Annotated in this window: 12 protein-coding genes; 3 read left to right on the forward strand and 9 right to left on the reverse strand. The window is 64.9% G+C overall.

The window, feature by feature from the left end:
* Positions 1–15: 15 nt before the first annotated feature.
* The 6 genes from FV139_RS00855 to FV139_RS00880 all read right to left on the reverse strand — a co-directional run bounded on the left by FV139_RS00855 (position 16) and on the right by FV139_RS00880 (position 7,219).
* Positions 16–1,446, reverse strand: coding sequence for a glycoside hydrolase family 28 protein (locus tag FV139_RS00855; RefSeq protein ID WP_235898466.1), 1,431 nt, complete (start codon positions 1,444–1,446; stop codon positions 16–18).
* A gap of 23 nt (positions 1,447–1,469) precedes the next feature.
* Complete coding sequence (locus FV139_RS00860) at positions 1,470–2,426, reverse strand: sugar kinase (RefSeq protein ID WP_235898467.1); 957 nt, start codon at positions 2,424–2,426, stop codon at positions 1,470–1,472.
* Positions 2,427–2,434: 8 nt separating this feature from the next.
* Positions 2,435–3,730 (reverse strand): TRAP transporter large permease, encoded by a 1,296-nt coding sequence (locus FV139_RS00865; RefSeq protein WP_407946777.1) that lies wholly within the window; start codon positions 3,728–3,730, stop codon positions 2,435–2,437.
* Positions 3,731–3,732: 2 nt separating this feature from the next.
* The gene (locus FV139_RS00870; RefSeq protein WP_235898468.1) at positions 3,733–4,230 is read right to left on the reverse strand and encodes a TRAP transporter small permease; all 498 of its coding nucleotides are present in this window, start codon (positions 4,228–4,230) and stop codon (positions 3,733–3,735) included.
* 2 nt (positions 4,231–4,232) lie between these two features.
* Positions 4,233–5,213 (reverse strand): TRAP transporter substrate-binding protein, encoded by a 981-nt coding sequence (locus FV139_RS00875; RefSeq protein ID WP_148066357.1) that lies wholly within the window; start codon positions 5,211–5,213, stop codon positions 4,233–4,235.
* A 161-nt stretch (positions 5,214–5,374) separates the two neighbouring features.
* The gene (locus tag FV139_RS00880; RefSeq protein WP_148066358.1) at positions 5,375–7,219 is read right to left on the reverse strand and encodes a tetratricopeptide repeat-containing diguanylate cyclase; all 1,845 of its coding nucleotides are present in this window, start codon (positions 7,217–7,219) and stop codon (positions 5,375–5,377) included.
* Between the two features lie 204 nt (positions 7,220–7,423).
* Between FV139_RS00880 and FV139_RS00885 the strand changes: the two genes are divergently transcribed.
* From FV139_RS00885 to FV139_RS00895, 3 genes are all read left to right on the forward strand, one after another.
* Positions 7,424–9,022 carry an EAL domain-containing protein gene (locus FV139_RS00885; protein WP_235898469.1) on the forward strand — a complete coding sequence of 533 codons (1,599 nt, stop codon included), beginning with the start codon at positions 7,424–7,426 and terminating at the stop codon, positions 9,020–9,022.
* 93 nt (positions 9,023–9,115) lie between these two features.
* Positions 9,116–9,814 (forward strand): OmpA family protein, encoded by a 699-nt coding sequence (locus FV139_RS00890; RefSeq protein WP_235898526.1) that lies wholly within the window; start codon positions 9,116–9,118, stop codon positions 9,812–9,814.
* An 89-nt stretch (positions 9,815–9,903) separates the two neighbouring features.
* Positions 9,904–10,368, forward strand: coding sequence for a nuclear transport factor 2 family protein (locus FV139_RS00895; RefSeq protein WP_148066360.1), 465 nt, complete (start codon positions 9,904–9,906; stop codon positions 10,366–10,368).
* Positions 10,369–10,377: 9 nt separating this feature from the next.
* On the opposite strand, the gene FV139_RS00900 is transcribed toward FV139_RS00895, so the two are convergent.
* From FV139_RS00900 to FV139_RS00910, 3 genes are read right to left on the reverse strand one after another with little or no spacing between them, the layout of a single operon-like run.
* Complete coding sequence (locus tag FV139_RS00900) at positions 10,378–11,493, reverse strand: ATP-binding cassette domain-containing protein (RefSeq protein WP_148066361.1); 1,116 nt, start codon at positions 11,491–11,493, stop codon at positions 10,378–10,380.
* The gene (gene devC / locus FV139_RS00905; RefSeq protein WP_148066362.1) at positions 11,493–12,650 is read right to left on the reverse strand and encodes an ABC transporter permease DevC; all 1,158 of its coding nucleotides are present in this window, start codon (positions 12,648–12,650) and stop codon (positions 11,493–11,495) included. Before devC ends, FV139_RS00900 begins: the two co-directional genes overlap by 1 nt.
* Positions 12,647–13,423 carry an efflux RND transporter periplasmic adaptor subunit gene (locus tag FV139_RS00910; RefSeq protein WP_148066363.1) on the reverse strand — a complete coding sequence of 259 codons (777 nt, stop codon included), beginning with the start codon at positions 13,421–13,423 and terminating at the stop codon, positions 12,647–12,649. The genes devC and FV139_RS00910 overlap by 4 nt, the downstream gene beginning before the upstream one ends.
* Positions 13,424–13,574 lie beyond the last annotated feature (151 nt).

A 13,574-nucleotide genomic window follows, 5' to 3' on the forward strand; every position in this document is an offset into this window, starting at 1 on the left:
GCTCCTGTTCACCTGTCAGACGGCGGGACCCCGCCAGGCATTGCCATTAATCGTAACCTGATCGACCTCGAGGCCCGTGACGTGCTCCACAATACCGATGGTCCCTGCGCGACGCACCATAACATTTTCCAGGCGTACATCCCGCACCGGGTTGCGGGCAAAGCCACGCACCTGGAACACCCGGTCGGCATTCTCCACCACCAGGTTGCTCACTTCCACATCCCGCACCAGGGGCTCGAAGTCACCGGCATCACCTTCCTCGTAGTGGAAGTTGATCACCAGCACATCCTTGACCCGCCCGACATGAATGTTGCGATAACGCAGATGCTCCAGTACGCCTCCGCGCACAGAGTTGGTTTTTATCCGCAGGGCGCGCTCGAGGTCCGGGCTGTTCATTTCGCAATTCTCGGCGTACACATGGCGCACCCCGCCGGAAATTTCGCTGCCGATGACCACACCGCCGTGACCGGCCGCCATGTGACAGCCTCTGATCAGCACATCCTCACAGGGCACCGCAATCCTGCGCCCGTCGGCATTCCGACCGGATTTTATCGCGATACAGTCGTCACCGGTATCGAAGCGGCAGTTGTCGATGAGCACCCTGCGACAGGATTCCGGGTTACAGCCGTCGGAGTTGGGGCCGTGGCTGGAACAGGTAACACCCCGCACCACCACATCCTCGCAGAGGACCGGGTGAATCAACCAGAAGGGTGAATCCTTCAGGGTGACACCTTCCAGCAATACGCGCTTGCAGCGATAGAATTGCACCAGCGGGGGACGCAACCAGCTTCCCTCGCCGTAAAGGCGCTCTGCCACCGGCAACCCCGCCTCGGTTTCCTGCTCCAGCCGCGCCCGGGCCGGCGCCTGGTCCTGCCCCTCGATCAGGTCCCAGTGCTGCTCACTGTTCGGCCCCTTCCAGGGCCACCAGGTCTGGTCATTGGCATTGCCCTGAAGTGTGCCGGCACCGGTAACTGCCACGTTTTCCTGCCCGTAGGCATACACCAGCGGGGAATAGTTCATCAGCTCCATCCCTTCCCAGCGGGTGAACACCCTGGGTAGGTAGCGCTGCGGGTCGGTGCTGAAGGACAGCTCCGCCCCCTCCACGAGGTGCAGGTTTACATTTGAGCGCAGGTGTATCGGCCCGCAGGCAAATACGCCTTCGGGCACAACAACGCGACCGCCACCTGCCTCGTGGCAGGCGGCTATGGCACGGGTAATGGCTGCCGTGGCGTCGGCCTGACCACCCGCCTCGGCGCCGAAGTCGCGGATATCGAAATCCCGGTCCGGAAATGTGGCGGTGGCAATGGTCTCACTGATCTCCCGGGCCCGGGCCCACCCGTCCGCCGCTTCTGCGGCAACCCCTGCCCCGGTACTCGCTGTGCAACCCGCCAGCGCCGCGCCTGTAGCACCCGCCACAGCCAGGTGCAAAAAGTGACGGCGGGACAAGGCATAATTCCGGTGTGCTCGCTTCATTGGCCCGCCTCACTATTTACCGGATCCGGCATCTGTTCCCGGGGCAGGATCGCGCCGCGAACCTGGATGACCCGGGCGGCCAGGGCATGCCCCTGCCGGGATGCGTCGGCAGGCGCGAGGCCGGACAATCGCCCCGCAAGGTAGCCGGCATTGAAGGAGTCACCTGCCGCCGTGGTGTCTACCACGGTTTCAACCCGCTGCGCCGCCACCACCTGCTCCCCTTCGGCATCTTTCACGCGACAGCCGGCAGGGCCCTGCTTCAGGACAATTTCACCTGCCCCCTCGGCCGCTATCCGGGCCAGGGTAACGCCCGGGCCGGCATCGCCGAACAATGCCTGCTCGTCCTCGAACGTGGGCAATACCATATCCGAAGTCTCACAGGCCCGGCTGAAGGCCCGCCTGGCAGCTTCGCCGTCGGGCCAGCCGGCGGGACGGTAATTGCCGTCGAAGGCAACCTTCACTCCGCGCTGGCGCAACCCGGCCAGTAGCGCGAACAGCTTCTCCTGTGCCGCCGGCGGGTATAGCGACAAGGTAATGCCGGAAAGGTAGACCAGTCGATACCCGCTCAGCGCGGCTCTCAGCGCCTCGACCCGGGCATCGTCGTCGAATAATTCACGGGCCGGTGCCGCGCTGCGCCAGTAACTGAAATGGCGTTCACCGTCGGGGTCGGTGTCGATCATATACAGCCCTGGCACCCGCCCGGGCAGGCGCGTCACCAGGGAAACACCCACCCCCTCCGCCTGCCAGGCGTCCAGCATCCACTGGCTGTGTTGGTCATCGCCCAGGGCAGTGACATAGTCAACGTCCATTCCCAGGCGCGCCATGTACACCGCGGTATTGAGGGTATCGCCACCGTACCCGAGGGTCATGGTGCGGCTCGCGCCCTGGCCCGGAACGCCCGAAAGCTCCAGCATACATTCGCCGATCGCGGCCACACGGGGCCTGTTGTTCACCAAATCGTTCATTCGTAGAGACCAAAGAAGCGCGGCAGCGCCTCACTGAAAAAGGGCACATAGGTGACCAGCAGCAGGGCGACGAACATCGCGGCATACATGGGCATCAGCGGCTTGATAATGCGGGCAATGGAGGTACGGGCTATGGCACAGCTGACAAACAGCACACTGCCAACCGGTGGTGTGCACAACCCGATGGACAGGTTGAGCACCATCATGATACCGAAGTGCAGGGGCGACATGTCCAGTTGTACCGCAACCGGCAGGAAGATCGGGGTGAATATCAGCACCGCCGGGGTCATGTCCATGAAGGAACCCACCAGTAGCAGTACCAGGTTGATCATCAGCAGAATCATCAACGGGTTGTCGCTGAAGCCCAGCAGCGCTTCGGCCACCAGCACCGGCACGTTCTGGAAGGCCAGAAGCCAGGACATGGCCATGGAAGTTCCGACCAGCAGCATGACGATAGCCGTTGTTTCCGTCGCCTTCAGCAGGATGCCGGGCAACTCGGTAATGGCCACTTCACGGTACGCCAGCACCGACAGACCCAGCGCATACAACACAGCGATGGCCCCGGCCTCGGTCGCGGTAAAGATACCGCCGATGATGCCGCCTATGACCAGCACGATGAGGAACAGGCTGGGAGCCGCCGCCAGGGTGTGACGCAGCACTTCAGCCGCTGGGACGGTACCACCCGCCGGCATATTGCGACGCTTGGCATAGAGTGCGCACACTGCCATCAGGCACAGAGCCACCAGCATGCCAGGCAGGTAGCCACCCAGGAACAGGGCTGCGATGGACACCCCGCCACTGGCCACTGCATACACGATGAGTATGTTGCTGGGGGGAATCAGCAGGCCGGTGGTGGCCGAGGTGGCGGTAATCGCCGCGCTGAATTCCCGCTCGTACTTTTCCTCGTCCATGGCCGGCACCATGAACCCCCCCACCGCCGAGGTAGCCGCCACCGCGGAGCCCGAAATGGCGCCGAACAGGGTGCAGGAAATCACGTTCACAAAGGCCAGTCCCCCGGGGACCATGCCCACCAGGCACTTGGCAAAGTTGATCAGTCGCCGGGCGATGCCGCCCTGCCCCATTAACAGGCCGGACAGGATGAAAAGGGGAATCGCCAGCAGGGCAAAGCTGTTGATACCGCCCGCCATGCGCTGGGCAATGGTGGTCAATGCGGGGCCGGGGTCAATCGACACCAGCATCGCCAGCATGGTCGCCACGCCAATACAGAAGGCTACCGGGACACCCAGCGTCAGCAGCAGCACAAAAGTCAGGACCAGTGCCAGTTCAACCATTGTCAGACACTCCCTCTGCCATGCGTGTTGCCGTCGCGATACTCGCGCCAGCCGTGCAGGCAGTTCTCTGCCGCGTAGATCGTAATCAGTGCGCCGCTCAGGGGCACCACGGTATACACCCAGGCCATGGGCAGGCCCAGCGCTGGCGAGACCTGGTTGAGTTCCCAGGTCATGGCCACCAGCTTGCTGCCGCCCACCACCATGACGGCGAGGGCAAAGCCGGCGACGACCGCGTTGACGAACACGTCCAGTGCGAAGGCCTTGCCTCCCCTCAGACGCTGGGCGAGCAGGTCGATGCCCAGGTGCATCTTCACTTTGTAGGCGTAACTCGCGCCCAGGATGCCAATCCACACCAGCAGGAAGCGCGCCAGCTCCTCGGTCCAGGAGCTGGGCTCGGAGAGCAGGTAACGGGACAGGATCTGCCAGGTGACGGACACCACCAGCAGGGCCATCAATGCAGACAGCAACCAGCGGAACAGGCGATCGACAAACTCCAGCACGACTACCTCCCCACCTGCGCAATGCGCGCGATCAGGTCACCCACGGGCGTGCCCCGGTAACCCGCCTGCATGGCGGCCACCCGCTCCCGGAACAGGGCCTTGTCCGGGCGGATGATTTCCACCCCGGCTTCCTCCACCGCGGCCAGCGCCGCGGCACTGTCCTGCGCCCATAGCTGGCGCTGGAAGGTGACCGAATCGTCCACCGCGCGCTGCAACCACTGCTGCTGCTCGCTGGTCAGTGAATTCCAGGCCACCGTGCCGATCAGCAGCAGGTCGGGAACTGCAGTGTGCTCATCGAGGGTGTAGTACTTGCAGATCTCGTAGTGACCTGAGAGGAAGAAGCTCGGCGGGTTGTTCTCCGCGCCGTCCACTACACCCTGCTGCAGCGCGGTGTACAGCTCACCCCAGGCAATCGGTGTGGCCGAGCCGCCGAGGGCCCCCACCATGCGCAGGGCCGTCTTGCTCTCCTGCACCCGAATTTTCAATCCGGCGAGGTCGTCCGGTGTGTTTACCGGTTGCTTCACGGTGTAAAAACTGCGGCTGCCGGCATCGTAGTAACCGAGGCCCTTGAGCCGCACCGGCAGTGGTGCATCCAGCAGCTCGCGGCCGACGGCGGAGTCCAGCACCTGCTGGTAGTGGGCCTGGTCCCGAAACACGTAGGGAACGTTGAATACCTGCATCTGCGGTACGAAACCTTCCAGCGGGCTGGCGGACACCTTGGTCATGGCCAGGCTGCCGATCTGCAGCAGTTCGATCAGTTCGCGTTCATTGCCCAGCTGGCCGCCAGGATAGAGGGCCACACGCATCGTACCCCCACTGTAGCGCTCCAGTTGCTCGCCGAGATGTACCATGGCCTTGTGCACGGTGTGCCCGGTGTCGAGGGTGTGTGCCAGGTGCAACACAGTGACCTCGTCCCGTACACCACAGGCCGCCACAAGGCTCAGGAAGGCGGCGCAAAGCGCCACGCGAAAAGACTGCCACATTCGTTATTATTCCTGTTACCGGCACTGACAACGCAGCGTGTATCAGCGCTCGTTCTACTTTGCAGGGAGGGCGGCTGACCACCACTCCAACAGCGGGCACAATGTTGTGCCACCGGTAGCAGTCTATAGCAGACACCATGGCCTGACAAGGGTACAGAGGACTAGGCGAAGGCGTAGAGCTGGTCTTTACCGCCGGATTTGGCGCGGTACATGGCGCTGTCGGCCGCCGCGTAGAGACTATCGGCGTCCGTGCACCCCGCGCCAAAACTGGCCACCCCAACGCTCACGGTAACCTGGAGTTGCCCCGGGCCGGGCACCTCGAAGTGGTGGTGACGCACGCTCTCCAGCAGGCGCTGGGCCACCATCCGGGCATTGTTTGCCGAGGTGCGTGGCAACAGGCAGAGAAACTCTTCCCCACCCACTCTCGCCATCTCGTCACCGGGCCGCAACAGGCGGCCGCCGAGCGCGGCCAGCTCCTGCAGAATGCGGTCGCCCACCGGGTGCCCATAGCAGTCGTTGATCATTTTGAAGTCGTCCACATCCACCAGAACGATAGACAACTCGGCCCGGTCCAGCGGCAGGTCTGCGGTGAGGTCTTGCAGGCGCTGAAATATAAAACGCCGGTTGTACAGCCCGGTCAGCGCGTCGCGACTGGAAATTTCCCGCAAGCGGCGGGTGTGGCGGATCTGCCAGGCGAGGAAAATCAGCACCATTACGGTCACACCGATCCAGGAAAAAGTGGTCATGCGCTGCAACTGGTTGCTGCGGCGTTGCTGTTCCAACTCCAGGGCATCGATGCGGGCCTCTTCCCGCAACAGGGCGATTTCGTGATCCTTGCGGGCATTCTCCATCTCGACTCGCAGGGTCACCAGCCGCTCCGAGGCATTTTCCTGCTGCAGGGTCATCATCTGCTCGTGGTATTGGTGCATGAGCTCGTAGGCGCGCGCCATGTCACCCAGCTCCGCAGCCACCTCCGCAGCGGCGCGATCCACTTCCAGCTCCCAGTGTGTCCCCTCGAACACCTGCAGTTTGTCGAATACCGCCCGCGCTGCGGCGACGGCAGCTGCGGCGCCCTCGGCGTCTCCGGCGCGCGCCAGGCAGACCGCCTGGCGCTTGTAGAGTTCGGCCTTGAAATCCTCCGGGGTGCCGGCCGCCAGGGCCTCGGCAATCACCGGCAGGGCGTGGGCGCAATCTCCCATCTCGGCGTAGGTCATGCCCTCGCCGTAAAGGGAAGAGTAGCGGCCGTGCTCGCTGTGATTGACCTCGGTGAGCTGGCGGTAATGGCGAAACATCTCCAGCGCCTTGTCCCACTGCCGGGCGTAGCGGTAGGAGATGGCGATGCCGTAGGTAGCCTCGGCCTCGTACACGGAATAGCCAATGGCGGCGTACTCTTCCAGTGCCTTGCGGTAGTAGGTGATGGACTGATCGTACTCGCCCACGTAACCGTAGACCGAGCCGTAGGATTCATTCACCAGGGCCAACAGGAACCGGTCCTGGGCAGCAACCGCCGCGGTGTGAGCCGCCTGCAGGCGCGGGAAAGCCTGCTCACTCTTGCCCGCCATGCCCTGGGTGAAACCGAGTTCGGCGAGGGCGAACACGTAGAGGAACTGGTCGTTCACCTCTCGCGCCCGCGACGCGGCTGCCAGCATCATGTCCGCCGCCCGGGTGTAATCCCCCTCCCGCCGCACCCGGACCGCGTCGAACAGCGCCAGGAACAGGCGAACGTGAGGCGGCGTATCCGCGTTTACGGCTTGCAGACCCGCCGCCACCGCGGCGTCATATTCCTCATTCAGGTAAAGGTACTGGAGGGCGAGGGCCAGCTGCTGGTAGTAGAGCGCCCTGATCCCGGCATCGCTCTGCGGCACCCCGGGTGCCAGCGCCTGCAGCCGCTCCCGGGCCGCCCAGGGGTCGCGCCAGACCAGGGTCTCCAGCGCCTGCAGCTCAGCGCCAAGATCGTCGGGGGCCGCTACTGCCGCAGGCGCACACAGGGCCGCCAGCCAGAGCAATACTCCCAGGAAGGTGTGACGTGAATTGCGGATGGAGACAGCCCCATGAACAGTCGGTTCAACAGTCTACCATCGCGGCCCACCGGAGTTGGAATCGGGCCACCGAGCTGTGACCGCCCTCCCACTTTAGGTGAACAGCGGCATTGTCCTGCGCCGCCCCGGGCACTAAGGTAGGCACTTCCATTGCCCCGGACAACACGCCACTTGGCTCGACCACACCACCACGCCACCGCCCGCCGCGAGCGGGCCGTCCTGATTGCCCTGCTGACCGCCATGGCCGGCGTCATTGCCCTTATCACCGTGCTGGGCTGGTATCTCTGGCGCGAATCGGTGGTGGCGGAGGAGCAGCGCCTGGGCGCAGTGGCCGAACACCTCGGTCACCGGGCGGAAGATGCCCTGCTGGACGCCCGGGGACTGCTGGACAGCCTCAACCAGTCAACGCTGCCGCGCTGCTCGGCCGGGCACATCGCCCAGTTGCAGGACGAGGCTATCGCCCGCCCCTATATCCGCGCCATTGGCTACTGGCAGGCGGCAGAGCGCCGCTGCGGCGTCGGCTTTGTGCAGGGCGCCGCACTCACGCCGCCAGCGGCCAGCCGCATCTATGACAACGGCGTGGTGGCCTGGTGGCCCGGCCCCGATACCACAGTGGGCGGCGTCGCCCTGTTCCTGATGCGCCTGGGCGACCACGACGTGGCCATCGACCCCCGCCTGTTGCTGGACACCGGCACACCGCTCGAGCAACAGGCCGGGCTCTGGGTGGAGGGACTGCGCATGATCAGCGTGCCCGCCGACGCCGACCTGCCCTCGCCGGAAACCCTCAAACCCGGCCTCACCATCGCGGGGGAGTCCGGTCGTATCCTGGCACGCTTCTCCCTCGACACGGTGTTTCCGATGGACGTGGTGGCGGTGCAGCCCTCCGGCCAGTTCGTCAAGCGCTACCTGCCCTCACTGATGACGGCTTCCCTGCTCGGCCTGTTGCTGGCGGCGCTCTGGGTGCTGGTGGTGCTGCGCGTTTCCCGCCGCCATCTCAGCCTCGGCGCCGAGTTGCGCAGTGCCATCGAGAGCGGCGCCATCGATGTGGTCTACCAGCCCATCGTGGACCTGAAAAGCGGCCGCTGCACAGGCGCCGAGGCGCTCGCCCGCTGGCAGCGGGCCGGCGGTGAAAACATCAGCCCGGAGGTGTTCATTCCACTGGCCGAATCCGGCCGCATGATTACCGACCTGACCCTGATGCTGCTGGAGAAGGTGGTGAGCGAGCTGGGCCGCCTGCTCAGGGAACACGAGGGCTTTACCATCAACCTGAACCTGTCGCCCCAGGACCTGGAGGACAGCCGCCTGCTGAACGCACTGGACAGCGCCCTGTCGGGTGCCGGCCTGCCGGCCTCCGCCCTCAAGCTGGAGCTCACCGAGCGCGGCCTGGTGGATAGCGACGATTCCCGCCAGTTGCTCAGCGAACTGCGGCGGCGCGGCCACCAGCTGGCAGTGGACGACTTCGGCACCGGCTATTCCAGCCTGTCCTACCTGGAAAGCTTTGAGCTCGATACCCTGAAGCTCGACAAGGCCTTCGTCGACGCCATCGAAACCCACGCGGTCACCAGTTCGGTCATCGTGCATATCATCGAGATGGCCCATTCCCTGCACCTGAACATGGTGGCCGAAGGCATCGAGTCCGAACACCAGGCCCAGTGGCTGGCCGCCAATGGGGTGCAATTGGGCCAGGGCTATCTCTACAGTCGCCCCCTGCCGGCACGGGCCTTCCGGCGCTACCTGAAAGACAACCAGGGCGCCAGCGGAACGGCCTGAACGCGGCGGGCGAAAGGGGCCTACCCGCAGCCGGTTTTTGGCGTAGAATGGCGCCGTTCCATACCCCCCACAGGAAGCCCGCGCTTGTCCGCAATGAAACACCTCGCCGCTGTTCGCCTTCTCACTGCCACCGGCGCCCTCCTGGTGACACTCGCCGGCTGCAGCAACCTGGATCTCCCTCGCGGCGGCCAGGCGGACTCACGTAGCACGTCAAGCGCCACAACCAGCCGCCCGGCCGAGCCCCGACTGGCCAGCGCCAGCAGTGACGCAGAAGTCGCCAGCCAGCTGGCCCGGGCCACCGCGCAGGCCGACAAGGCCCTGCCGGACGATACTGTGGGCTATTACCTCGACGTCCAGACCGCCAAACTGCAAACCCTGCAGCATGGCGGCCTGCAGGTGCGCCGTGAAGCCGACCACATCCGCCTGGTCCTGCCCGGCTCCGGCAGTTTTGACACCGGCAGCGCGAGCCTGACCCCCGCGATCCAGACCACCCTGGATGAACTCGCCAGCCTGCTGCGCGAATACGACCTGAGCCTGGTGCTCATCGCCGGACACAGTGACAACCAGGGCGACCCGAATTACAACCTGCAGCTGTCGCGCGAGCGTGCCCGGGCGGTGGGTCGTTACCTCAATCGCCACGGTGTCGACACCCAGCGCCTGGTGGTACGCGGCTTTGGCGACAGCCACCCGGTGGCCGACAACGCCACCGAGGAAGGCCGCACTGCCAATCGACGCATCGAGCTGGAATTGTGGCCACTGGTGGCGACAAATCGCGGACCTGGTGCGTCATAGCAGACACCGCGGCTCCATTTCCCATCGGCATCTTGCCAGCACCGCCCGCGCGGGCCAGCCTTGGGAGACGACCCGACTGGAGAACGACAATGACCCTGGAAACCCTGCTGGCTGAACGCGCCATCTACCGCGCGCTGGTCGCTTTCGCGCGTGCCATGGACGCCCGTGACTGGGGCGCGCTGACGCAACTCACCACCGCCGACATCACGGCAGATCTCGGCGCCGGCAAGCTGGGCGGACGCGAGCAACTGGTGGCCAATATGCGTTCATTCCTGGACGATTGCGGCCCCACCCAGCACCTGTTGGGCAATGTGCTGATCGAGGTGAATGGCGAGACCGCCAGCAGCCGGGCCTATGTCAGCGACCTGCACAAGGGAACAGGCGAATTCGCCGAACTGACCTTCTCGACCCTGGGGGATTATCACGACCAGTGGCGCTGTGAGCAGGGCGAGTGGCGCATGTGCCACCGCAGCAAACTCAATCGGGCCCACATCGGTGACATCCGCGTGCTGGGAGCGGGGCCCTCAGGATGGGATGTCGCTGCCGGCCGCTAGCGGGAACGGTCAGGCCCGGGCTTCGCGCCGGTGAGCCAGCAGGGTCTCGCTGAAGCCAAGCTCTCGCGCCACCGCCAGGATCTCGGCCTCTTCCTCGACCCCGATGGCTCCGTCTGCTTCCGCCACCGCATACATGGCGTCGACAAAGCGCTGGCACTGGGTCTCGGAAAAGCCCTCGCCGTCGGCCGAGGCCGCGAAGCGCGCCCGCACCTGGCTCTGGGCCAGCTCCATGACAAGGTCTACTTCAGACCCGGCCAGGCCCGACTGCTGGTTGAGAATGTCGCGTATCACCCGGGCTTCCACCTCGTCAAAGTGGGCGTCGGCCATCGCTACCCGGGTCAGGGCCGAGGCAAAGGCCGACAGGTAGCGGGCCGCCGCCGGGTCGTGACGATCCAGCAGGCGCAATAACCGGCTGGCGCTGGATGCCACCGCATGGCTGACTGGCTGAATCTCGCCGTCGTCCAGGTGCAGGATACGGTCGGCGGCGTCCAGGATCCGGTTGTCGTGGGTGACCAGCACGACGCTGGTGCCCTCTTCGCGGCACAGGCGCTGGATCAGCTCGATCACATTGCGCCCGGAGTCCTTGTCCAGTGACGCGGTGGGTTCGTCGGCGAGAATCAGCTGCGGCCTGGCGGCCAGCGCCCGGGCGATGCCCACCCGCTGTTTCTGCCCGCCCGACAGGGCCGCCGGCGATTTATCGATATGCTCTTCCAGCCCGACTTCCCCCAGCACCCTGGCCACCCGCTCGCGGGCTTCCTTGCGTGACAGACGGGGCTCCGCCAGCTGCAGGGACATGACCACATTTTCCGCCACGCTCAGGCAGTCGAGCAGGTTGTGCTGCTGGAAAATATACCCCACCTGGCGCCGCACCTCGGTCAGGCGCCGCTGGGGGGCGCCGTGTAGCTGGTGGCCCAGCACCTCCAGCTCGCCGCTCTGACAGGCCCGCAGGGCACCCATCAGGGTAATCAGCGTGGTCTTGCCCGAACCGGAAGGACCGGTGAGGATCACGATCTCCCCCGTCTGGATATCCAGGCTCACCTCGTGCAGTACACGGCGCTGGGAAAGGTCCGAGCGATAACTGTAGGACACGCCCGCTACATGCACCGGATGCTGCGAAGTGGCCATCAGAACAGCTCCGCCGGGTCTGCCGCCCGCAGTTTGCGCAGGGCCAGAAGCCCGGAAAAGGCGCACATGCCGACCGTCAGCGCCAGCACCAGGGCCACCCGTATAGGCGTCATTTCCACCGGCAGATTGGTCGCGGTACTGGCTTGGGTGTAGACCAGCAGGCTGAGCAGCAGGCCCGGCACAAACCCGACCAGGGCCAGCAGCACGGCCTCGTTGAGCACGATGCGCGACAGAAAGCCCTGGGAGTAGCCCATCGCCTTGAGGGTGGCGTACTCCTTGAGGTGGTCCTGCACATCGGAAAACAGGATCTGGTATACAATGATGAGCCCCACTGCCAACCCCATGGCGACGCCCATGCCGAACACGTAGCCAATGGGTGTGCTGTTGCTCCAGTAATCCACCTCGTGCTGGATAAATTCGGCGCGCGTCAGCACACGGACATCACCGGGCAACGCCGAGCGCACCGCCTCCTGTACCACCTTCAGGTCGGCACCCGGCTCGATATTGAGTAGCCCAAGCTCCACCCGCGAAGCCGAGCGGTCGGGAAAGATACGGCGGAAGTTGAGGTCGCTGGTGACAATGCTGCCATCAATACCAAACGAAGTGCCCAGCTCGTACAGGCCCACCACCTCCGCATCACGGTTGTTGATCTCCGTGGTCACCGTGCGACCCGATATCAACTGGTTCGCCACCGGGCCAAACTCCGGGCGCGACAGGCGGTCGAACAGTACCCGGTCGGGCATCCGCAGACGGGCGATCTGGCGCTCATCGCCGGCCAGTGCAAAACCCCGGTCGCTCGGGTCGAAACCCATCACATAGATGTTGCGCGCCTGCAGCGGGTCCTGCGGATTGCGCCACTCGGCGATGCCGATATACACCGGGGTCACCGAGGCGATACCCGCCACTCCCAGGGCCTGGTACACCCGGTTGCGGGGAAACCCCGGCGGATTGACGATGTAGGTCGCCTTCGGGCTGATCAAGGCGATGTCGTAGCCCAGGGCGGTGTGCCAGCGCACGGAACTGTCGTACAGGGCGCGCTGGAAGCCCAGCTGGACGAAAACGAGGATCACTGCGAAGGCTACCCCCAACAGGGCCGCCAGTAGCCGCAGGCGCTGGAAGGTGATCTGCGCCCAGGCGATTTTCAGTGGCGAAATCATCCCGGAGTGATCTCGACTTCGACCTGCAGGTTGGTCAGGGCGCGCACGGTCTCCGGCTCATCGAGCAGGATATCCACCTCGATCACCCGGGCATCGGCCTCGGCCACCGGGTCCATGCCCAGCACAACCATGCGGCCGACCTTGAGGCCAATACGTTCCACGGTACCCGCTACCGGCTCGGCCAGTGCCGGACTGCGGACCGAAGCGCGCTGCCCGGGCTTGACGTTGAGAATGTCCGTTTCGTAGACCTCGGCGACGGCGTACATGCGGCTGGTGTCGCCCAGTTCCAGCACCCCCTCGGGCCCTACCCGCTCGCCCGGGCGGGTATGCACATACAGCACCTGGCCACTGATCGGCGCCCGTACCAGCGCCAGGTCAAGCATGCCCTCGGCCGCGCTAACGGCGGCCTGGGCCGCTTTCACCTCGAGTTCCAGGCCCTCCAGTTTGGAGGCGGCGGAGGCCATCTTGGACGCCAGGGCCTTTTCCCGGGCCAACTGGCTGCGGGCGTTTTCCAACTCCGCCTGCAGGCGCCGCAGGTCTGCCTGGCGCACCGGGTACTCGTTGAGCACGGCGAGCACCTGGCCGGCCTCGACGCTATCACCCTCGTCGACCCGCAGCTCCATCAGTACCGAACTCAGGCCGGACGGCCCCGCCAGCCGGATCAGGCCGCCGGCGGGCTCTATCCGCCCCAGGCTGCTGATCAGGCGTTGCTGGGCCAGTGCTGCGCCAGCGAAGACCAGCAGGCACAATGCAACGAGCAGTCTCTTTGTCATCCGCTGTTATCCTTATTATTGTGATTGCCTGAATAGTACCCACAATCCTGCGAGACGCAAATCACCTGCTGACAGGAAAGGGCATTACAGCTGGCGCTATGACAGGCGCCGAAAATTGAACCAGGCGAGGCAACACCACCCTCACGGGGCG

The organism is Parahaliea maris (genome assembly GCF_008064665.1).
GTDB lineage: Bacteria > Pseudomonadota > Gammaproteobacteria > Pseudomonadales > Halieaceae > Parahaliea > Parahaliea maris.